This window comes from Paenibacillus sp. FSL R5-0407 (assembly GCF_038009185.1).
In the GTDB taxonomy this organism is placed as follows: domain Bacteria; phylum Bacillota; class Bacilli; order Paenibacillales; family Paenibacillaceae; genus Fontibacillus; species Fontibacillus vini.
Window position 1 is genome coordinate 3,346,275 of record NZ_JBBPAX010000001.1, and the last position, 20,935, is coordinate 3,367,209.

Consider the following 20,935-nt stretch of genomic DNA (forward strand, 5'->3'; position numbering starts at 1 on the left):
CTACACCTCTTGCACGATCGCCACAAATTGCTCTACGATCTCTTGATGTTCGTTAAATCCGGTCAACTGATTAAAAATCTGCTCCAGCGATCCCTCCTGGCTCTGTCCCTTCAGCTCTTCAAAGCTGCCGTCCGCCACAATGCGCCCTCCATCCAACAGAATGATGCGATCGCTGATCTTTTCCACGACGTCCATGATGTGAGACGAATAAAAGATCGTTTTTCCTTGGGCAGCCAGCAGGGCGAGAATTTCCTTCACCACCATCACGCTGTTGGCATCCAGGCCGCTTAACGGCTCATCCAGAAACAGAATATCCGGATTATGCAGGAGGCTGGAAATAATCAGCACCTTCTGTTTCATTCCTTTGGAAAAGGTAGCGATCCGGACGTTAAACACATCCTTCAGCCCGAACATCTCCAACAGTCGCCTCGCTTTGCTCTCCGCATCCGCTGGCTTCAGGCCGTACAGCTCGCCTATAAACGTCAAATACTCCCGTGCCGTCAACGTATCGTACACTTCTGCGACCTCCGGCACATAGCCGATGCGCTTCTTGTAATCCACGCCTCCGTCGCTCGGGCTTTCGCCGAAAACCCGGACTTCGCCGGTATAGCCTTCCACCAGGCCAAGCATAATTTTAACGGTCGTACTCTTTCCTGCCCCGTTAGGGCCGATGTATCCAATAATTTGACCGGGGTTCACATCCAGATCGATTCCGTTCAAGACGTACCTGTCCGAAAATCTCATTCTTAAATCTCTTAAGGTGATAACAGGACTGTTATTCGAGTTGCTCGAGTTATTCGAGATCATATTCCCACCCTTTCCGTTTTGAATCTTTTCTAGATCATCTCTTCATCCCGACTACGGCGTGATTGGATATAATCCAATCATAATCCCCAGGAAAGTTCGCGTCCCATTACTTAATTGGAGGTTTTCCAATCAACGAGACCCGACACTATCAAAATGGCTCTCCGTAAGCACCACGGCTTGGATTTTGTCCAACCAAATCTCTTACAGGCTTCAAAATCGGCGGATTGCTTGGAAATTATCCAATCCATCCATCCATCGAGCATGCTTGCGGAAGGTCCCTCATATAACATTACTGCAAAAAAAGACGGAACCCTTCACGGATTCCGTCTTTTCTATTCTTCATATTGATTTCAATCCCGTTTATGCCTCTTGTTCTTGGCTTCCCGCAGCCGGAGCGGCCGGAATGAACCCGCTGATGTCCACGCCCAATCCTTGCGCAAGCCGCATGCCGTACTCGACGTCAGCGCGGAAGAAGTTGCAGATGGCGCGCAGCCGGGTTTGTTCCGTCGTCTGCCGCAGATCGTTCACCAGGTTGCTGATCAGGTTAGCCTGCTCTTCAGGAGTAAAGCTGCGATACAGTTCGCCCGCTTGTGTAAAATCATCGGTCTTGGCGATTTTCTCGCGGCCGATATGCCCGGTTACCGGAACGACGCTATCCTGGTAATGCGGGTCTTCTTTCGGACTTTCTTCCAGGCTATTCGGCTCATAATTAACCGGCGATGGGTCCTGCATGACATTCATCAAGCCGTCGCGCTGATGATTGCGGACCGGCGCATACGGGCAGTTGACAGGAATTTGCAGATAGTTCGCGCCGAGCCGGTAACGCTGCGTATCCGGGTAAGAGAACAGCCGCCCTTGCAGCAGCTTATCTTCGGACGGTTCAATGCCCGGAACCAGTACGCTTGGAGAAAATGCCGATTGCTCTACTTCGGCGAAGAAGTTCACAGGATTACGGTTCAGGGTCATCGTGCCGACTGGAATGAGCGGATAATGGGATTCCGGCCATACCTTCGTCGGATCCAACGGATCGAAGCTCCAAAGATCGAGATCCTCTACCGGCATCAACTGCACATTCAGTTCCCACTGCGGGAAGTTCCCTTGCTCGATGTGATCATGCAGATCCCGTGTCGCATGGTTAAAGTCTCGCCCTTGTACTTCACGCACCTCATCCGCCGACAGATTGACGACTCCCTGTTTGGACTTCCAGGTGTATTTCACATAAGTAATCTTGCCTTCCGCATTGATCCACTTGAACGAGTGAACTCCGAAGCCGTCCATTTGCCGGTAGTTCGCCGGCGTCCCGTTATCCGAGAACACCCAGGTCATCATGTGGGAGGATTCGGTCGACAGGGACATGAAGTCCCAGTACCGGGCCGGATCCTGAATGTTCGTATCCGGCGCAGGCTTCAGTGAATGAACCATATCCGGGAACTTGATCGCATCGCGGATAAAGAATACCGGCAGATGATTGCCGACGAGATCATAGTTACCTTCCTCCGTGTAGAACTTTACCGCGAAGCCTCTAGGATCGCGCGCCGTCTCCGGCGAGCCCTGACCGTGGATAACGGTCGAGAACCGAACGAACACCGGAGTTTCGCGGCCAGCCTCCTGCAGGAAATGCGCCTTAGTAAACTCGGACATGCTCCGCTCCGTTACGAACACCCCGTGAGCGCCGGCTCCTCTCGCATGAACGACCCGTTCCGGAATACGCTCCCGGTCAAAATGCGCGATCTTCTCCAGCAGATGGTAATCCTCCAACAAAGTCGGACCGCGTTGTCCTGCCGTCCGCGAATTCTGATTATCTCCCACTGGCGCTCCCTGATTCGTCGTCAATCTGTTGTTGCTGTTCATCTATAAATCATCCTTTCGGCTTTGATATTGTATTTAGACTTAATCTAAGTTCTGAATTAAATTCTACCATGCCCGCATGAAAAAGTGCATGAAGGTTAGATGAGGAAATCATGAACGCCCGAACTCCTGAACTTCCGATTTCTCACTGCCATTATATAAGTAATCCCCGGTGAATATTCCAAACGGAACAAACGGAACCAAGGCTGATAGTAAGACAAGTCCAAACGAAAAAAAACAAGCCCAACGCATAAGAGCGTAGGGCTTGCTTGCTGCATCACAGATATGGCCTGCGTTATATTACTGAATTCCTTCTTGCACTTCTTTCAACATTTCCGGTACGGACAACAGGCCGCCCCCGGAAAGGTACCAGTAGTTAGCGTCCAGGTAGACGATCTTGCCGTCTTTGTAGGCGTTCGTCTTTTTCACGAGGTCGTTCTCAACCAGCTTAGCGGCCGGTTCGGCTTGCTTGCCTTCTTCAGTTACGACAGCATCGCGGTCTACGACGAACAGATAATCCGGGTTCTTCTCTGCTACGAATTCGAAGGAGATGGAGTCCCCGTGCGTATCGGCTTTAAGATTTTCATCGACTGCTGGGATACCGAAAACATCATGAATGATCCCGAAGCGCGAGCCCGGTCCATAGGCGCTTACTTTGCCGCCAGTCGTCAGGATAACAAGCCCCTTTTTCCCGCTGGAAGTCGCCACATCGTTCAAAGCTTTGATCGAATCGTTAATCGCCGTAAGCTCTTGTTCTGCTTCAGCCTCTTTGCCGAAGATTTCGCCGAGCGTTTTCACGTTTTCCGTGAACGAGCCTATATAATTGGCAGTATCTACGCCCATAAAGATCGTTGGAGCGATCTTGTTCAACTCTTCATAAGCCTCGGAAGAACGGCCGGAGATGAAGATGACATCCGGGTCCAATGCATTCAGGCCTTCAAAGTCCGGCTCAAACAGCGTCCCCGCATTTTTGTACTTGCCGTCTTCGTATTTCTTCAAATGGGTAGGCAAACTGGCTTGTGGTACAGCCGCCACTTCCACACCAAGCTTGTCGAGCGTTTCCAGCACGCCCATGTCGAACACAACCACTTTGGCCGGGTTCTTTTTGACCTTGGCTTCGCCCAGCTTGTGCTTGATCGTAAGCTCTTCATCCTCGGCTGGTGCGGCAGCTGCCGGCTGCGTAGTATCCGTGCTTCCAGTAGCTCCAGCGTTGCCGCCATTGCTTCCGCTGTTTTTGTTCGCTCCGCACGCGGCCAATACAAGAACCATGACCAGAGTAGTAAACATTAACGCTAACTTTTTGCTATTCACCTGAATTCCCCCATATTTTCATAATTTAAAGTCATTTCGAAAGAATGCTTAAGCAAAATACACGCATATTTTGTTGCCGCCGATCTCCTGGACCGGAATTTCCATATCGTAAACTTCACGCAGCACGGACGGTTCGATAATTTCATCGGTCGTGCCTTCCTTGACCACCTTGCCATCCTTCAGCGCGACAATATAGTCGGAATAGCAGGAGGCAAAATTGATGTCGTGGATCACCAGCACTACCGTTTTGCCAAGCTCATCGACCAATCTGCGCAGTACCTTCATGATTTGCACAGAATGATTCATATCCAGATTGTTGAGCGGCTCGTCGAGCAGCACGTACTCCGTGTTTTGCGCGATGACCATGGCGATGAACGCCCGTTGCTTCTGACCCCCGCTGAGTTCGTCGAGGAATTTATTCTGCATCGTTTCCAGGTGCATATAGCGGATCGCCTCGTCTACATAGGCTTCGTCTTCCTTATTCAAGCGTCCCTGCGAATAGGGAAAACGCCCAAAGTTTACGAGATCCCGCACCGTCAACCGAATATTGATGTGATTGGATTGCTTAAGAATTGAAATCTTTTTGGCAAGTTCCCCGCTTTTCCATTGCCCGATTTCACGGTCTTCGATCAAGACTTCGCCCTCGTCCTTGGCAATCAATCTGCTGATCATGGACATCAACGTGCTCTTCCCCGCACCGTTCGGCCCGATAAAGGAAGTAATCTTTCCTTTCGCGATCTCCAGCGAGACATTGTCGACGACCTTTTTACCGCCATATTGTTTGGAAACTCCTCTGACCTTTACCACGATTTATTCTCCTTTAGCAGCAGATAGATGAAGTACACCCCGCCGATAAAGTTGATGATGACGCTTAGCGAAGTGGAGAAGGTAAACACTCTCTCGATGATCAACTGACCTCCGGTTAAGGCGATAAAGCTGACCAGGGAAGCGCCGAGGATCAACGTTTTGTGACGGTAAGTATTCAAGAACTGATAAGACACATTGGCCACAAGCAGCCCCAGAAAAGTAATCGGTCCGACTAAGGCAGTCGAAATCGATATCAGGACAGCGACGACGATCAGCATCCGCTTGACGACATATTCATAACTGATGCCCAGGTTGACGGCATGATCCCGACCCAAAGCAAGCACATCCAGATACTTGGTAAACCTCGCAAAATAAAGCGCCACAAGCATCACGCCGACGAGCGACAGCCAAAGCAGATCGGAATTGACATTATTGAAGCTGGCGAACATTTTATCCTGGATGACCAGAAATTCATTCGGATCAATCAGCTTTTGCAGGAACGAGGTCACACTCGAGAAAAAAGTTCCGAAAATGAGCCCGATCAGCAGCAGATGATAAATGTTACGCCCTTCCCTGCGAAACAGCATTCTGTACAGCAGCATGGCGAACACGACCATCAGTCCGACCGCCAGTACAAAGCGCAAATTTTTGCTCATCATGGTTAAGGCCGTTCCCCCGATCAGGAAAACGATCACCGTTTGAAGGAGCATATACAGTGAATCCAGACCGATAATACTCGGCGTCAGGATCCGATTGTTCGTAATCGTTTGGAACACCACGGTAGAAAAAGCGATGGCTGTTCCTGTAAGGAGAATGGCGATCAGTTTTCTGCCCCGTCTTGGCAGTATGTAATCCCAATGTCCGCCCGCCTCAATCGTCATAAAGACGACAGCAAGCAGAACGGCGATGCCGGCAAGGATCCATAGTTTGGTTTTATTGCTCATATGTCTTTCTCCTCAACAGCAGATACAGGAAAATACCGCTTCCGATTACCCCGACGGTCAGTCCGATCGACACCTCATACGGATAGATGATCAAGCGTCCCAGAATGTCGCATGCCAGAACGAAGACTGCGCCCAGTAAAGCCGTGTAAGTCAGGTTTCCCTTCAGGTTGTCGCCGCGGAATATCGTGACCAGGTTTGGAATAATTAATCCCAGAAAAGGAATCGACCCGACCGTCAGCACGACGACCGAAGTAACGAGCGCGACCAAACCTAACCCGATGTTGACGACCTGCTTGTAATTCAAACCGAGGTTGACGGAAAACTCCTCGCCCATGCCCGCGACCGTAAACTTGTTGGCGTAAATATAGGAAACCGCCACTAGAGGCACGCTGATAAACAACAGCTCGTAACGGCCCTGCATGATCATGGAGAAATCCCCATACAGCCACGCGGACATGCTCTGAATCAAATTGTATTTATACGCAAAAAAAGTAGTTGCCGAACTGACGATTCCGCCGAACATTAACCCGACGAGCGGGATAAAGATCGTGTCCTTGTATTTCACCCGGTTCAGAATTGCCATGAATATATAAGTTCCGAGAAGGGCGAAGACAAAGGCTATGGACATTTTGACGAGCGCTCCCGCCGATGTAAACAGCAGCAGGGCCACCATAATGCCGAAGCTGGCGGAGTCCATCGTGCCCGCCGTCGTCGGCGACACGAATTTGTTCCGGGTCAGTTGCTGCATGATCAAACCGACGATGCTCATGCTGACTCCGGCGATAATGATGCTGACTAGCCGGGGAATCCGGCTGATCCACAGCAGTTCCCAAGCTTCCCCTCCTTCCGGCCCGAACAGGTCAAACAGTGACATGCTGGAAGCTCCGATAAACAGGGATGTAATAGAGAGTACGATTAATAGTGCTATTAGAATGGTGAGAGTTTTCTTCATTATGAGATCGTCCTTACTTTGCCCCCTCTGGCCTGGAGGAAGCCCAAGTGATTCGCTGCCGGCAGGACAGACGATGAATAATTAATAATGATATTCATTATCAATTAGATTGAATTATACCGTGCGTATTTTCACACTGTCAACCGTTTTAAAATTTAAATTATTATAAGAGGCTCTTTATTTTGCTGCTGAAATCCTATTGTACGAACATATGTTTTTGTATAAAATAAATTGGAGAATATTAGGAACGGGCATAAAATTGACGCTCCTAGATTGAATGTACATCGATGCATGAATGGAAGGGGTGTCCGGCTTGGCTGAACAAACCAAAGTACCGAACGAAAAGAGCAACAAACGAAGGACGAGGACGAAATCCTTGGGCCATTACCGGGAAATGCTGGGCCGGTACGTATTTACTCAACGCAGGCTGCTGATTTGGTTAGCGGTGCTGCTGCTGGTGTCCATCGCCCTGCAGCTCGTGAATCCGCAGGTGATCCGTTATTTCATCGATACGGCTCAAGGCGAAGGTAGCTTGAATGCGCTTTATTATGCTGCCGCCATCTTTATCGGATTCTCCCTGATCCAGCAAGTGATTTCCGTATGCGCGGCCTATTACAGCGAAAACCTGGGCTGGACGACGACCAATCGGCTGCGGGCCGATCTCGTTGAACACTGCCTCTCGCTCGACATGACCTTCCACAAATCTAACACCTCAGGCACCTTGATAGAACGGGTCGACGGCGACGTCAACGCGTTAGCCAACTTTTTCTCCAGCTTTATGATCCACCTGCTAGGCAACATTTTACTCATGTTAGGCATTTTACTTCTGTTATTCCGTGAAAATATTTGGATAGGCGCAGCGATGTCCCTATTCGTGGTAGGAGCTGTTTTTGCCATCCAATGGATCCGCAAGTTCACCGTACCGGTTTGGACGAAATGGCGCGCCCAGAACGCCGAATTGTACGGCTTTATCGGCGAGCATCTGGAAGGAACGGAAGATACCCGCGCCAACGGGGCGGCCGGCTATGTCATGAATCGTTTTTACGACCTGTCGCGGCGGATGTTGCCCGTACGCATCCGGGCTTTCATGGGCTTCGGGATGATGTGGAGCACTACCATCTTCGTCTTCGCCCTCGGGAATGCCGCCGCCTTCCTCGTCTGCGCCTGGCTCTGGAAACGGGGCGAGCTCACGATCGGATCCGTCTATCTGGTCTTCTATTATACGGAGCTGCTGGCAAAGCCAATCGAGAAGATCCGCACCCAGCTTGAGGATTTGCAAAAAGCCGATGCCAGCCTGATCCGTGTCCGCGATTTGCTTAGCACGAAGCCGCAGATCACCGACGGCCCGGGAGCCCCGCTTCCCGCAGGGCCGCTGTCCGTGCAATTTAACGGTTTGACATTCTCTTACGAGGCGGATGGCGAGCCGACGCTGCGCCATTTGGACTTATCTCTGAAACCGGGCCAAACGCTCGGACTTCTAGGCAGAACCGGCAGCGGCAAATCGACGCTGGCCCGCCTGCTGCTGCGCTTCTATGATCCCCAAGAGGGATCAATTGAGCTGTCCGGAGTCGATATCCGGGACTGCAAGCTCCATGAACTGCGCAGCGGCGTAGCCATGGTGACGCAAAATATCGAGATTATGGAAGGTACCGTGCGCGACAACCTCTCCCTGTTCGATGAAGAGATTAACGATGCTGAAATTCTCTCCGTTCTGAAAGAGCTGGGCCTGGAAGAGTGGTTCGCTTCGCTTCCGGATGGCCTGGACACGGTGCTGGCCTCCGGCGGAGGAAGCTTGTCGGCTGGCGAAGCCCAGCTGCTCGCCTTCGCCCGGGTATTCCTGAGCGATCCGGGGCTCGTCATTCTGGATGAAGCCTCCTCGCGGCTGGATCCTTTGACGGAGAACCGGATCGAAGCGGCGATCAGCCGGCTTCTGGAGGAGCGGACGTGCATTATGATCGCTCACCGTCTATCGACGGTACAGCGGGCCGATCAGATTTTAATTCTGGAGAACGGGCAGATTGTGGAGAACGGCCCTCGGGCTGAACTGGCTCGCGATCCGCAGTCCCGGTTCAGCCGGATGCTGGCCGTCGGGCTTGAGGAGGTGCTGGCATGAATACAAGACATTTTTTCTGGAGATTACTCCTTTATCGCCCTGTCTTCTATTTCTCCAACCTGTTTGCGTGGATGGTCATACATATGGCCCCGCTGCTGCCGGGGTTAATAACGAAGGCATTCTTTGACCACCTTGAGGGCACTTATGATTTCCCGTACGGAATCTGGGGGATCGCCGCCCTGCTGGTCGGCGCCGCGCTAGCCCGAATCGCGCTGATCGCCGGCGGCTTCTGGACGGACGCCAACTTCCGGTTCCGGATCAGCACCCTGCTGCGGAGAAACATGCTGGCTCATGTCCTGAAAGAGCCCGGCGCCAAAGCGATTCCATGTTCTCCGGGGGAAGCGATCAGCAACTTCCGCGATGACGTCGATCATACGGAAGAAGCGATGAGCTGGTCGGTCGATATGTTCGGGCTGATCGGATTCGTAATCGTCTCGAGTTATATTCTGATCTCTATCGATGCGCAGATGACATTCTTCGTGTTCGTGCCGCTGATTCTGGTCGTCACGGCGGCGCAAATCGCCACGACGCGCGTCCAGAAGTACCGTGCGGCGAGCCGGGCCGCGACGGCCAAGGTCACCAGCTCGATCAGCGAGATGTTCTCCAACGTCCAGGCGATCCAAGTCGCCGGGGCCGAGACGCGGATCGTGCGCCGTTTTGAACGGTTAAGCGATGAACGCCGCCAATCGATGGTCAAAGACAAGCTGATTACCGAAGCCTTGTCATCGGTGTTCACGAACTCCGTAAATCTTGGGACCGGCCTGATTCTCGTGCTTGCCGGTTATAAAATGCGCAGCGGTTCGTTTACGGTCGGCGACCTGTCCTTATTTATTTACTATTTGACCTTCGTTACCCAATTGATTTCGAATGTAGGTAACTTCATGACCTATTATAAGCAGATGGCCATCAGCTTCGGACGCCTGAAAGATATGCTGCAAGGAGCGTCCGCCCGGATTCTCACCGCGCCGGCCTTCATCGGGCTCGGCAAGCGGCGGGCGGCCGCAGCGGAAACTGCGGGCGCTGGGGGCGTGCGCGAGCAGGGTGATGGCGGCCGGAGTGCGAGCGGTGAGGCGGCCGTCGGCGATACGATGCGGACGACGGCGAAGGCAAGGCGCGAGGAGGACCGACTCGGCGCCGATGTAGCGGGGACGGTACAGGCGGACCCGCTGCAGGTCCTGGAGGTGCGCGGCCTGACGTACCGTTACCCCGAGACGGGCCGGGGCATCCAGGGGATCGATCTGCGCCTTGAGCGCGGATCGTTTACCGTGATCACCGGCATGATCGGCTCGGGGAAGACGACGCTGCTGCGCGCACTGCTCGGCCTCTTGCCGGCCGAAGGCGGCGAGATCGCCTGGAACGGCCGGCGCGTCGAGACGCCGGCGGACTTCTTCGTTCCGCCGCAGAGCGCGTATACGGCGCAGATTCCGCGCCTGTACAGCGACAAGCTGCGGAACAACATCCTGCTCGGGCTGCCGGGCACCGACGGCAGCCTGGAGCAGGCGCTGCACGCCGCCGTCATGGAAGATGACGTGGCGCAGCTCCAGCACGGCCTCGACACGATGGTCGGGCCGCGCGGGGTGAAGCTCTCCGGGGGCCAGGTCCAGCGGACCGCGGCCGCCCGGATGCTCGTGCGCGACGCACAGCTGTACGTGTTCGACGACCTGTCGAGCGCGCTCGACGTCGAAACCGAACGTAAGCTGTGGGAGCGGCTCTTCCGCGACAGGGGCGAGGCCACCTGCCTCGTCGTGTCGCACCGCAAGGCCGCGCTCTCGCACGCGGACCACATTATCGTGCTCAAGGACGGCACGATTGAAGCCGAAGGCACGGCGGAGCAGCTGCTCGCCGTGAGCCCCAGCTTCCGCCAGCTCTGGCACGGCGAAGAGAGCCATGCCGGAGCGAAGTAAAGCTCCGGCTCCAAGCCCCCTCCATTCGGGATGAAACCGTCCCGATTGTGGCATAGTAACGCAAGAGATTTCATCATGCTCTTGCGAAGGAGGAAATTCTGTGGAGAACCTGCATGAGTTTGTCGAAAAAGTCCATGATAAGCAGGACAAGGACGAACGCAACCGGAAACGGGGCAAAGGAAATCCCGCCGGCCAACTGCCAACCAAACAGCATGGAACCCAGAAATAAATTGCACTATTAAACAAGAGCCGTCCCCTTCAGCACATTACTGAGGTGGACGGCTCCTTTGATTCTTCAGGACAAATTAATAATTTTAGTGATCGTAAAGATCCTCGCCGGAGATGTACTCATTAGGAACGTCATCCCCCGGGCTAGCATGATTCTTGATTTGGCTAAGTCGCCCTGCCCGGCCTTCTCCGCCGTTGCCTGTTGAAGCATTTTGGGCGTTGCTGCTGCCGTTGCCGACCCGCCGGTTGTGCTGCTCGCGTTTGCTCGCCATGTCTGTAACCTCCCGATGTCAACTTCATCCTGTTGCATTTGAAGCAGGCATCCTGCCCGTTTCTAGCCTTTGACAACGGGCAGGTTTTTATTCCTTAATCGTTACCGTTACAGGCGACCATTCCGCAATTACGGTTTGACCGTGAACCGATACGCTGCCTTCCGGGGTAAGGTCTTTTTCCGTCATAATTCCGAGCGCGATGGTAAACCGGTTGAATTTGATCGGTACCCCGCTCTCTCTGCGAATTTCCGTGCCGTTCACGAAGAAGACAACTTCGTCGTTCCCGCGATTGTAAGTAATTTTATAAGTGTTGAATTCCCGCGCTTTGAAGTCCGTATCTTCCTTAAACACGCAAAAATACTTCGTCTTGTCGCTGGCCGGCACTTCCACGCCCGGGAAAGGCAAAACGGCATAGACGCTTGCATATTTGTCGTTGCCCGCAAAGAAATCGAGCGCCGCGCCGGTCGTGAAGTCAAGCAGGTTCAACGATACATAGCCATCGTACAAATCGCCAGGCGCCGTATTTTGCGAGCGGGCACGGATTTGCAGTTCAAAGCTGACCTCGCCGGACTCAGGAACTACGACGTCCTCCACGGAATAGTACATATGCTTGGCATTGTCCAAAATTTGAATTTGATGGTTCTGACGGCTAAGCGGAGCACGGCAGTACAGAATACCGTTACGAACGATAACTACGGCCTCCGGCTCGCGATATTCCCAAAATGACCCGTCGGGCAGCGGGAATCCGCCTATTTTCCAAACTTGTCCCTCATTCAATATCGTATGAAAATCGCCGAATACTTTTTGTTGTTCCATGAATTGTCGCCCTCTCTCTTAGAAGTGATCTTTGTAAATGTGATTTGTTATAGCATTAAAGCTGGATCAAGCCCTGCACCAACAGGGCCGCCATCATAATCAACCCGCAACGGATCGAGGCCTGCAATGATGCCCCCATCAGCGGCAAGTAGGCCGCGGAAGGATTATGCTCTTTCAGCCGGCCATACACCCGATACACGGGGATAATGGTGAGCAGCGCCAGCAGAGAATATAGCGGCAAAGTCCCGATCACCGCGCAAAGAATCAGAAAGGCATAGGCCAGAAAAAGCATCATTTTCGAGAAGTTCAGCGCACGCTTTTCGCCCCAGACGACGACCAGCGTATTTTTCCCGGCCTGCTTGTCCGCCTGCCAATGTAAAAAGTGGTGGTTAAACAGCACCAGCGTCGTCAGCAAGCCGATCGGCATGGAGAGCAGCACGGAATCGATGCTTAAATCCTGTGTCTGCACATAATAAGCCCCCATCACCGGTAGCACGCCGAAAGACAGCAAAATAGCCACTTCACTCAGCCCTTTGCCCCGGTATCCAAACCGGATCGGAGGAGCCACGTAAAAATAAGCGATTAACCCGCCCAAGCCACCAAAGACCAGTACCGGCCAGCCGCTGAACACGCTCAATACTACGCCGCACAATACGGCCAGACCCAGCAGCGACCAGGTAATCGCCGAAAAGGTCCGCTCGGACATCAGTCCGCCGGACAGAAAACCGGAGTTCGTCGAGATCACCTCCGGTGTTTCTTTGGCCGCGACGTCGGCTCCATTTCGGTAATCCCATAAATCATTGATCATATTCGAGAACAGATGGGCCGCCCCCGCACCGATCAGTGTAATGACAAACAGCACCGGGTGAAACACGCCTTTCCACATAAAGGCCCCCAGCGCGCCGAGAAATACAGGAACCAGCATCACGGGAATCACTTGAAACCGGGATGCTTTCCTGAAAGTTGTCCATATGTTCACCGGTTAATTCACGCTCCCATGTTATAGTGTGTTAAAAATATCACTATTCAATTATACATGATCTTTTTCATAGACGAGCGGGGAATTTTTAGAAAGCCACGAACTGGACCAAAGTCCAGGTTTTTACTTCCCCATAGACTGAAGATACCTGGCAATTTTTATAGTATGCTGTGAGAAGATGAATACATAGACGAAGGAGATATGATACGCATGAATAAAAGATCTTGGATCGGCCCCGTACTGATCCTGCTCGGCTGCTACTTATTTTTCTTCCGTAAGGAAGCAATGAGCACGGGCTCATTATTCGGGCATTTCTGGCCTACCATGTTCATCATACCGCTCGGACTGTTTTTCCACTGGCTCTACTTCTCCTTAACGGAACGGAGAGCCATCGGACTGCTGATTCCGGGAGGTATCCTGTTTACCGTCGGACTGGTTTGCCAGTTATCCACCCTGTTCGACAGCTGGCAGTATCTGTGGCCAGGCTTTATCTTAGCCCCTGCTATCGGATTGTTTGAGTTCTATTGGTTTGGAAATCGCAACAAATACCTGCTGATCCCAATCAATATTCTGGGCGCGCTTTCCCTGCTATTCTTCGCCGTCTTCTCGCTCGGAACACTGTATAACCGGATGATTCTCGGGCAGCCTCTGCTGGCGATCGCCCTGATCATAATCGGCGCCGGCGTCATGATCGCCCCGAAATCAAAAAGACGCTTTTAGAACTCTCTACGAAAACCAGCCCCCGCGGTGTTGCTGCGGAGGCTGGTTTTTTAGCTTTTTGGGCGAAGGTTAAGGGACTCTCATCGACATTTAGCATATTTATAAGGCTAATTCCCACTTTGTTCCCTGGTAATGGACAAATCAAGGAAATGTCCACTTGAAGGTGGACACGAGCCTAATATAGCTCCTCGATTATCAACCACTATATTTAGTGCATCCGCCTCAATCACATACCATCTACGGACATTCGTTGAAGGGAAGCGGTATATGTCATCTACTGAACTGTGTCCACTATTTGAAAGACAATTTCGTCAGTTTTGTTCGCCTCGAGAGGACATTTGGCTCATTTATAGTTGATTCACTCTGATAAATGACGAAGTTCCGCTCAAGTCTTGTTCTCACCTCATCTAACTATTAAGATTAACCACCCATTTTTGTTCTCTGATGGCGGACAAATATAGAAAAATGTCCACCTGAAGGTGGACACAAGCCTAATATGGTTCCTCGATTATCAACCACTATATTTAGTTCGTTCCCCTCAATCATGTACCATATACAGACAATCGATGTAGAGCAGTGGTATATGTGTTCTACAGAACTGTGTCCACTCTTTGAAAGACATTTTCGTCAGTTTTGTGCGTCTCGAGAGGACATTTGGTTGTTCCTAGGTTCGGTTACGTATTAAGACTTGGTTTGGATCTGGTTCGGAGCTAGTTAAGACTTGATTCATATTAGTTCTGTCTTAACCGCGATCCGCCTTTATCGCCCACGGTTGCCGGACAGAGGTAACTGACTTTCCGGTATTAATCGCTTCCGCCATAAGCAGGCTCAAATATTGATCCTGCGAGGCTTCCGCCAAGCTGTAGAAGGATGGTCCGCCTTCGATATATTCGCCCATGTTTCGCAGGCTGGTGGCGATGGCGATTTCCTCGTCGCTCAGACGGGCCAAGGGGAAGGGATTCCGGTACATCCATTCGGACCCGGCAAGAATTCCCTCATGGAAATAACCTTCGAGGTTGCCGTCCTGACCGGCGTCGATCCTCCGAAGCTCCATCGTCACCGGCGTCCGGAAATCTCGAAGGTAGCGGACCTCCCGCCCTTCGAGCTCGCCGCGATGCCCCCGGACGAGGACCCGATTCCGCCGGATCCAGGAGAAGTACTGGTCGTATGTGAAATCAAACAGGGCGCTGCGTCCGCCGAAGCTAAGCAGGGCTAAGTCCTGTTTGGAGTCGGCCAGTGTTTCTCGCTCCGGCAAGCCACGGCGGCTGGGCCCTTGCGTCAGCGGCGTCACGATTTGCCGGCCGCTGATTTCGGCGTCCTCGAAGCCGACTCCAAGCAGATGCCGGATCAGGCTGATCCCGTGGTATCCATGGCCCGCCGATACCTGGACGTGGGATATTCCACCCAGCAACCCGGAGCGGACTACCGCCAGCCTTGCGGCATGCATCGGCTGGTAGATAAACTGTTCGGCCACCTGTACAAGACCGGTGTTGCCGACTTTATCGTGCAGCCGCAGCAATTCATCCAAGCTTCCCCCGGGCGGCGTCTCCGTGAGCACCGGAATCCCCATTCCGGCCAGCTTTGCTATGTACTCCGCCGCTACGCTTCGGGATAAGGTCAATACAACAAATGAAAAGTCTCGCCGGCCCAGAAACCCGTCCAGATCGGAGGTTGTCTTAATACCCCAGCGGCTTTCCATTTCCCGCGCTTTGGCTTCGTCGCGCATCCAGATTTCGCTGACTGCGAATTCCTCGGGAAGCGCCTGCGCAATCCGCAAATAAAACTCGGCCCGCCAGCCTCCGCCCATGATGCCGAAGGTGATTTTCCTCTTTCTGTCACCCTGCTGTTCCTCGCCCATGTTCTCCATCTCCTTTACTTTCTTTCCATCCGTATAACATCAAGCTATCTTCCCATTTTACTACAAAAAACCGGAAGACCGCACGAACAGCGGTCTTCCGGTTTTAACTTCGATATGGACCCGCCCCAAGTCATCCGCATCCTATCGCGGATTTTCAAACCAAGGTCGGCTGTGAGTTACATCGTGATCAGAACCGCAAGTCCCAATACCGCGATGCGCGCCATGTTAGTAAGAACAAAGTTTTGCACCGATAACGCAAAGGTAAATTGTTTGGTCGGCATCTCCGAGAATTTGCGGATATTTTTACGGACAGGGATCAACGTCAACAACGCAAGCACTAGTAGGAACGGAGATACGCCCAAGAAGAACAAGACCAAAATATCGGCGTAAGCCGCATAGTACAGAATCCGGAACAGCCGCAAAGCATGATTGCGTCCGATGTAGACCGGCAGCGTGTAGCGTTTGTTCTCAATGTCCTCCTCCAGATCGCAAATGTTGTTCGCCAGCATAATATTTGCAATCCCCAGAATCGCTGGAATAGAAACGAGAAAAATCAGTATCACTTCCACGAGCTGAACCTGCAGCAGAACGGTCCCTTTTTCAAGAGTTAGAGAAGCCAGCTTCTCCCCCACATGGATATAAGCCGAGATAAACATAATGACAAATCCCATGAACAATCCGGAAAAAATTTCGCCCAGCGGCATGCGGGAGATCGGAATCGGCCCGAACGAATACAAAATTCCAACCGCAAAGGACAATCCGCCAAGCAGGAGAATCAGCAGTCCTGTTTCCAAAAATAAAGCGATCCCCGCCCCAATGGCTATGGTCAGCAAAATAACAATAATGGCAACCACCGCACCGGGATTCATCTTATACTTGACGATTGCGTTGTGGATCTCATATCCATACCCGTGCTTTTTGGAAGCTTTTCTAAAGTCGTAATAGTTGTTGATCGCGGTTGTAGCCATATCGAAGCTTAGCAGCGAAAGCAGCATCAGAACGAAGTGTCCGACCTGAAATTCTTGAAAACGAAACAAGGCGTAGACCGTTCCCAACAAAAAGGGGATCATGCTGGCCGCTTTTGTCTGAATCTCCACCAGTTTGAAAAATTTTCGTATCGCCATCTCCATCATCCTTTTACTTATCTTAAAAAGATGATATCTAATTTTTGAAATATCTTCTGTTTTAAAAGTCCTTGACAATCCTAATCGGAAGTGTTTCCCATATCAATTGTCAGAAAATAAAGGATATTCCGGGTTTGTGTAGAAAGATGTTAGGTACTAAGCACTGCATCGTAACACTTTGTACCTCTTATCTCCTACTCACCTGAATCTAACCATTACTCTCACCACTTTTCGCTATAGGGGGATCGTCAGGTATGACGCTAAAGAGATTATCGTCTCTACTTCTGCCGGCTTTATTTCTGGCAGGACTAGCGCTCGCTCTGTTTTGTGAGTCTCACGAGTTGCACCTTATCTTCGGATTATCGCTGACTTTTACGAATATGGTACTATTGCTGCTCACCCGGTATTATGGAACCATTTACGGATTCTCCGCTGCGACCGCCGTTTATGCCGTATCCATATTTGTTTGGGACAAGCCGTATTCCCTAGCTATATTCCTTCTGGAATTGATCGTACTCGGCTTGCTGATGCGCTGGTCCAAGCGGGACCGGATAATTCTGGCGGACGGCCTGTTTTGGCTGTTGATCGGTGCCCCTGCCATGCTGTGCGTTTATTATCTTACCTATCAAACCATCTCTATAGAAATTGGTCTGATGGTCATTATATTGGCGGCCAACGGATTGTTCAATGTTCTGTTCGCGGATATTTTGTGGAGGTACCTGCCTAATCGACGGCTAAAAAAGGGCTTAGCCTTTCAACAAAGACCGCTTTATTTCAGCACGGTTCTTTTCCATATTATGATCGTTTCGATCGCCCTGCCCTTTCTGTTCTACATCGTCAATAATAGCTGGAATACGTATGCCTCGTTGTCCAACTATTCGCTTCAGCTTGCCTCAAACACCGGGAGACACATCTACGAGGAAATACGAAACTTTGAAGCGAATACTATGCAGCTAACATCCCCGGACACGCCGGAAGCCCGAAATTTGCAAACTCTTGCCCAGCGGTACGCGTCCGAAGACCAATATCGGATCATCATTACCAGCCTATCCGGGGAAGTGCTCGCGGATAGCGGAAACAACGACAATGCCGCGGCTTTGGCTCGTTTTGAACCCGCCGATTCGGACTATAAAATTCAAGATAACTTTTACTTGCACGTTCCTGAGAAAAAGGCCCGGATTCTGCCTGATCAGGAATGGCATGAAGCCGACTATATTTACAATACGGATCTGGGCCCGCTGCCCTTGCACCTGACGGTTCTGGTGCCTATGCGGCATTATCAAGAGCAAGTCTACGGGCAGTACACAGGCCAATTTGCGTTCCTGATTCTCTTCTTTATTAGCGCAGCTATTGTTGGCCAAATCATAAACTGCCAGCTGTTACGGGGTTTGACTGGACTGACGGCACTGACCACGAATCTGCCGGGAAAACTATTCACCGCCCACAAGACGGAATGGCCAAAAAGCCGGATTTATGAGATTCGGTCGCTGATCCGCAATTTCCGGGGAATGTCGAACAAGCTTGTCCATATGGTCCAGGATTCCGAGCATAACAATCTGCTGTTAAAAGAACAAACCAACCGTCTGCAGCAATCGGAAAAGAAGCTGCACAGCCTCGCCTACTATGACGAGCTGACCGGCCTGCCTAACCGGTTGCACTTTTTGGAGTACACCAAATCGCTGGATCTTGACAACTCTGACCGCACTTTGCCTTTTGCCGTGATGTTTGCCGACTTGAACCGCTTCAAGCAGGTCAATGACACGCTGGGCCATACCGTGGGAGACAGACTCCTGAATAAGGTCGCCGGCCGCTTTTCCGGCATCGTTTCCGAACAATGCAAAGTATTCCGGCTAAGCGGGGACGAGTTCCTGTTCGTCCTGCATTATGAGAATATTTCGGATGTTCAGCGGACCGCCCAAGTCATTTGTGACTGTCTGGATGAGCCATTTGATATTAACGGAAGAAGCTTATATATGTCCGTAAGCGTCGGGATCAGCGTATTTCCGTTCGACGGCGACGAAATGGATCAGATTATGCGCAACGCGGATATCGCTATGTATGTTGCAAAGGAACAGGGCGATGGATTCTACCATTTTTATGACAGCCTGATCGAAAATCAGCGCGCGGAAAATATGCAGCTCGAGAACGATTTGAAAAGTGCGCTGCACGGCGGGCAATTCACGCTGTATTATCAGCCTAAGATCGATGCGGGAAGCGGCGAAGTAATCGGCGCCGAGGCGCTGATCCGCTGGATGCACCCGGACTTTGGCGTCGTTTCGCCGGCGAAATTCATTCCTCTGGCGGAAAACTCGGGAACCATCCTCGACATCGACGAATGGGTGCTTCGCGAAGCCTGCCGGCAAAATAAATCGTGGCAATCCCAAGGACTCGCCAAGTTTCCGGTAGCGGTAAATATATCAGCAAGACATTTTTATCAAAGCAATCTTATTCCGATGATTACCCGCATCCTTAATGAAACGGGCCTGGCGCCGGAATGCCTTGTCCTGGAGATTACCGAGGGCACGCTGATCCATAATGTCGAGTACGGTGTACAGGTCATGGAAGACCTGCGCAAGATGGGCATTCATATCTCGATGGACGATTTCGGTACCGGCTATTCGTCGCTCAGTCAATTGGACCGTCTGCCGATCAACGAAATGAAGCTGGACCGTTCCTTCATTCAAGGCCTGGTGGAGGATTCGAAGAAGTCATCCATCGTCCGTGCGGTCATCGAGCTCGGCCATCATATGGATTTGCGGGTCGTGGCCGAAGGGATCGAGTCGCCGGATGAACTTAGATACTTGACCGAGCTGGAGTGCGACCAATTCCAGGGCTATTATTTCAGCAAGCCGCTGCCTAGTCAGGAATTCTCCTCGTTCGTTCGGCAATGGGACGGATCTGCTTTGATCCAGATCCCATGAATACTGAATTGCGGGGCTATCTCTCATAAGATACAATGCTTACAACAGACTCCATCCTAAATAAAGCGAGGTATCGGCATAATGGGCTCATTCCAAAGAGAAGATCTTATCGGCTCATTGATCTTTTTCCTTATCCTGGTGATCCTTGCCTGGATCAATCTGCGCAAATTAAGAACAGGAGATTATGATTATAAAGCGCTCCGCAAGCGGGGACTGATGTGGACGGAGATCGCTGTAGTCCTGTTCCTCATGCAGTTTATTTTACGCAAAGGGGACAACCGGTTTCTGCTGGTGCTGGGAATGTTCGTGCTGTTCGCCGCCAGTCAGTGGCTCGGCGCGATTTATTATGACCGCAAGAATAATGGGGAGCGATAGAATAATCCAATATAATAATCCAAAATGGCGAAGAACGCCCCGATTCATTCCATAAGAGTGAAGATGGGGCGTTTTATCTTTTTTAGGAGGGATATCGTATGAGTTTTGAGACCGCACATGCTGCTTATGTTGAGCATCATTTACAAAGTCGGACCGGAGAACGTAAAGGCCGCTTGGAGCGAGGTCATCGCGAAGCTGAAAAACTATTTTGCTGCAACGTCTGGTGGCCACTACGGGGAGACTTTTCCGGATTGCATCCGGAATACGAAGTACTGGATTGGCGTGGTTTTTCCTATTTCTGCGATTTTGTATTTCTCACCGAGCATATAAAGCTAGTCATTGAAATCAAGGGTTTCGGGGCGCATGTTCGGGATATGGACAGGCAAAAGTATTGTTATGAATTGAATAGGGAAACATTTCTGACGGCTTTGGGGTTTCATGTTATCTCTTTTGCCTACGACGACGTCGCTCATCGGCCTGACCTATGTATTACTTTACTAAGAATGGTGCTAAGTCGTTTTCACCCGGAAACTTCCCCCGTCAGTATCAGAACTGTAGCGGAACGAGAAACCCTACGGTTGGCCTGTCTTCTTGCGCGTCCTATTCGTCCTATCGATGTGGAAACCCATTTAAGTGTGAACCATCGAACAGCAGTGCGAATTCTGCATTCTCTATGTTTGGAAGGGCTGCTCTCTCCTGTAACCGGAGCAGAAGGAAAATATGTCGTCAGATACGAGCTACAGCCCCATGCCTTGTCGAGATTATAAACCTGATTATGGAGTAGAATTGGAGGATAAATACTGCAATTATACATCCTTCGATCCGATTAACCCTTGTATCGTAGAGCATTTCTGCAAAAATACATCATTTTTATCAAAAAGGCTCTTTTTACAGCGGTTGTGCTTGGAAATCCTGTACAAATGCAGAAATCCTTCTCTTACGACCCGATCCGGGGA

The 20,935-nt window shown here is 51.3% G+C and carries 18 protein-coding genes; 7 read left to right on the forward strand and 11 right to left on the reverse strand.

Features of this window, described 5'->3' with window-relative positions; genetic code table 11:
* The 6 genes from NYE70_RS15965 to NYE70_RS15990 form a co-directional block, all read right to left on the reverse strand.
* Nucleotides 1-744 carry an ABC transporter ATP-binding protein gene (locus tag NYE70_RS15965; RefSeq protein ID WP_341046848.1) on the reverse strand — a complete coding sequence of 248 codons (744 nt, stop codon included), beginning with the start codon at nucleotides 742-744 and terminating at the stop codon, nucleotides 1-3.
* A 423-nt stretch (nucleotides 745-1,167) separates the two neighbouring features.
* Nucleotides 1,168-2,658 carry a catalase gene (locus tag NYE70_RS15970; protein ID WP_341046850.1) on the reverse strand — a complete coding sequence of 497 codons (1,491 nt, stop codon included), beginning with the start codon at nucleotides 2,656-2,658 and terminating at the stop codon, nucleotides 1,168-1,170.
* Nucleotides 2,659-2,955: 297 nt separating this feature from the next.
* A complete protein-coding gene (locus NYE70_RS15975) occupies nucleotides 2,956-3,942 on the reverse strand; it encodes a siderophore ABC transporter substrate-binding protein (protein ID WP_213653777.1) in 987 nt (328 codons plus the stop codon).
* 72 nt (nucleotides 3,943-4,014) lie between these two features.
* Nucleotides 4,015-4,773 carry an iron ABC transporter ATP-binding protein gene (locus tag NYE70_RS15980; protein ID WP_211022988.1) on the reverse strand — a complete coding sequence of 253 codons (759 nt, stop codon included), beginning with the start codon at nucleotides 4,771-4,773 and terminating at the stop codon, nucleotides 4,015-4,017.
* Complete coding sequence (locus NYE70_RS15985; protein WP_211022989.1) at nucleotides 4,767-5,717, reverse strand: iron chelate uptake ABC transporter family permease subunit; 951 nt, start codon at nucleotides 5,715-5,717, stop codon at nucleotides 4,767-4,769. Before NYE70_RS15985 ends, NYE70_RS15980 begins: the two co-directional genes overlap by 7 nt.
* A complete protein-coding gene (locus tag NYE70_RS15990) occupies nucleotides 5,707-6,669 on the reverse strand; it encodes an ABC transporter permease (RefSeq protein ID WP_211022990.1) in 963 nt (320 codons plus the stop codon). The genes NYE70_RS15985 and NYE70_RS15990 overlap by 11 nt, the downstream gene beginning before the upstream one ends.
* Nucleotides 6,670-7,063: 394 nt before the next feature.
* Between NYE70_RS15990 and NYE70_RS15995 the strand changes: the two genes are divergently transcribed.
* From NYE70_RS15995 to NYE70_RS16005, 3 genes are all read left to right on the forward strand, one after another.
* On the forward strand, nucleotides 7,064-8,782 hold the full coding sequence (locus tag NYE70_RS15995; protein ID WP_244861377.1) for an ABC transporter ATP-binding protein: 1,719 nt from the start codon (nucleotides 7,064-7,066) through the stop codon (nucleotides 8,780-8,782).
* A complete protein-coding gene (locus NYE70_RS16000; RefSeq protein ID WP_341046856.1) occupies nucleotides 8,779-10,686 on the forward strand; it encodes an ABC transporter ATP-binding protein in 1,908 nt (635 codons plus the stop codon). Before NYE70_RS15995 ends, NYE70_RS16000 begins: the two co-directional genes overlap by 4 nt.
* Before the next feature lie 100 nt (nucleotides 10,687-10,786).
* Nucleotides 10,787-10,915 carry a DUF4023 domain-containing protein gene (locus NYE70_RS16005; RefSeq protein ID WP_211022993.1) on the forward strand — a complete coding sequence of 43 codons (129 nt, stop codon included), beginning with the start codon at nucleotides 10,787-10,789 and terminating at the stop codon, nucleotides 10,913-10,915.
* A gap of 85 nt (nucleotides 10,916-11,000) precedes the next feature.
* Here the strand turns inward: NYE70_RS16005 and NYE70_RS16010 are convergent, their stop codons facing one another.
* The 3 genes from NYE70_RS16010 to NYE70_RS16020 form a co-directional block, all read right to left on the reverse strand.
* On the reverse strand, nucleotides 11,001-11,186 hold the full coding sequence (locus NYE70_RS16010; RefSeq protein ID WP_211022994.1) for a hypothetical protein: 186 nt from the start codon (nucleotides 11,184-11,186) through the stop codon (nucleotides 11,001-11,003).
* An 87-nt stretch (nucleotides 11,187-11,273) separates the two neighbouring features.
* On the reverse strand, nucleotides 11,274-12,002 hold the full coding sequence (locus NYE70_RS16015) for a DUF6081 family protein (protein ID WP_213653623.1): 729 nt from the start codon (nucleotides 12,000-12,002) through the stop codon (nucleotides 11,274-11,276).
* Nucleotides 12,003-12,057: 55 nt separating this feature from the next.
* Nucleotides 12,058-12,981: a prenyltransferase gene (locus tag NYE70_RS16020; RefSeq protein ID WP_213653622.1), complete on the reverse strand. Its 924-nt coding sequence runs from the start codon at nucleotides 12,979-12,981 to the stop codon at nucleotides 12,058-12,060.
* 210 nt (nucleotides 12,982-13,191) lie between these two features.
* Here NYE70_RS16020 and NYE70_RS16025 point away from each other — a divergent pair, with 210 nt between their 5' ends.
* Nucleotides 13,192-13,701, forward strand: coding sequence for a hypothetical protein (locus NYE70_RS16025; protein ID WP_211022997.1), 510 nt, complete (start codon nucleotides 13,192-13,194; stop codon nucleotides 13,699-13,701).
* A 742-nt stretch (nucleotides 13,702-14,443) separates the two neighbouring features.
* On the opposite strand, the gene NYE70_RS16030 is transcribed toward NYE70_RS16025, so the two are convergent.
* Nucleotides 14,444-15,559 (reverse strand): Gfo/Idh/MocA family protein, encoded by a 1,116-nt coding sequence (locus NYE70_RS16030; RefSeq protein WP_290405438.1) that lies wholly within the window; start codon nucleotides 15,557-15,559, stop codon nucleotides 14,444-14,446.
* A 176-nt stretch (nucleotides 15,560-15,735) separates the two neighbouring features.
* The gene (locus NYE70_RS16035) at nucleotides 15,736-16,683 is read right to left on the reverse strand and encodes a 1,4-dihydroxy-2-naphthoate polyprenyltransferase (RefSeq protein ID WP_290405437.1); all 948 of its coding nucleotides are present in this window, start codon (nucleotides 16,681-16,683) and stop codon (nucleotides 15,736-15,738) included.
* Nucleotides 16,684-16,937: 254 nt separating this feature from the next.
* Here NYE70_RS16035 and NYE70_RS16040 point away from each other — a divergent pair, with 254 nt between their 5' ends.
* The 3 genes from NYE70_RS16040 to NYE70_RS16050 all read left to right on the forward strand — a co-directional run bounded on the left by NYE70_RS16040 (nucleotide 16,938) and on the right by NYE70_RS16050 (nucleotide 20,746).
* Nucleotides 16,938-19,604 carry a putative bifunctional diguanylate cyclase/phosphodiesterase gene (locus NYE70_RS16040; protein WP_341046863.1) on the forward strand — a complete coding sequence of 889 codons (2,667 nt, stop codon included), beginning with the start codon at nucleotides 16,938-16,940 and terminating at the stop codon, nucleotides 19,602-19,604.
* An 81-nt stretch (nucleotides 19,605-19,685) separates the two neighbouring features.
* On the forward strand, nucleotides 19,686-19,979 hold the full coding sequence (locus tag NYE70_RS16045; protein ID WP_211023001.1) for a hypothetical protein: 294 nt from the start codon (nucleotides 19,686-19,688) through the stop codon (nucleotides 19,977-19,979).
* A gap of 98 nt (nucleotides 19,980-20,077) precedes the next feature.
* A complete protein-coding gene (locus NYE70_RS16050; protein WP_341046865.1) occupies nucleotides 20,078-20,746 on the forward strand; it encodes a DUF559 domain-containing protein in 669 nt (222 codons plus the stop codon).
* The last annotated feature ends 189 nt before the right edge of the window (nucleotides 20,747-20,935 follow it).

Bases quoted from the DNA above. Each gene is read 5' to 3' on its own strand.
- NYE70_RS15990 (WP_211022990.1), bottom strand. From the start codon at position 6,669: ATGAAGAAAACTCTCACCATTCTAATAGCACTATTAATCGTACTCTCT.
- NYE70_RS15970 (WP_341046850.1), bottom strand. From the start codon at position 2,658: ATGAACAGCAACAACAGATTGACGACGAATCAGGGAGCGCCAGTGGGA.
- NYE70_RS16050 (WP_341046865.1), top strand. From the start codon at position 20,078: ATGAGTTTTGAGACCGCACATGCTGCTTATGTTGAGCATCATTTACAA.
- NYE70_RS16010 (WP_211022994.1), bottom strand. From the start codon at position 11,186: ATGGCGAGCAAACGCGAGCAGCACAACCGGCGGGTCGGCAACGGCAGC.
- NYE70_RS15975 (WP_213653777.1), bottom strand. From the start codon at position 3,942: ATGTTTACTACTCTGGTCATGGTTCTTGTATTGGCCGCGTGCGGAGCG.
- NYE70_RS16025 (WP_211022997.1), top strand. From the start codon at position 13,192: ATGAATAAAAGATCTTGGATCGGCCCCGTACTGATCCTGCTCGGCTGC.
- NYE70_RS16045 (WP_211023001.1), top strand. From the start codon at position 19,686: ATGGGCTCATTCCAAAGAGAAGATCTTATCGGCTCATTGATCTTTTTC.
- NYE70_RS15965 (WP_341046848.1), bottom strand. From the start codon at position 744: ATGAGATTTTCGGACAGGTACGTCTTGAACGGAATCGATCTGGATGTG.
- NYE70_RS16000 (WP_341046856.1), top strand. From the start codon at position 8,779: ATGAATACAAGACATTTTTTCTGGAGATTACTCCTTTATCGCCCTGTC.
- NYE70_RS16035 (WP_290405437.1), bottom strand. From the start codon at position 16,683: ATGGCGATACGAAAATTTTTCAAACTGGTGGAGATTCAGACAAAAGCG.
- NYE70_RS16030 (WP_290405438.1), bottom strand. From the start codon at position 15,559: ATGGGCGAGGAACAGCAGGGTGACAGAAAGAGGAAAATCACCTTCGGC.
- NYE70_RS16015 (WP_213653623.1), bottom strand. From the start codon at position 12,002: ATGGAACAACAAAAAGTATTCGGCGATTTTCATACGATATTGAATGAG.
- NYE70_RS16040 (WP_341046863.1), top strand. From the start codon at position 16,938: ATGACGCTAAAGAGATTATCGTCTCTACTTCTGCCGGCTTTATTTCTG.
- NYE70_RS15995 (WP_244861377.1), top strand. From the start codon at position 7,064: ATGCTGGGCCGGTACGTATTTACTCAACGCAGGCTGCTGATTTGGTTA.
- NYE70_RS15985 (WP_211022989.1), bottom strand. From the start codon at position 5,717: ATGAGCAATAAAACCAAACTATGGATCCTTGCCGGCATCGCCGTTCTG.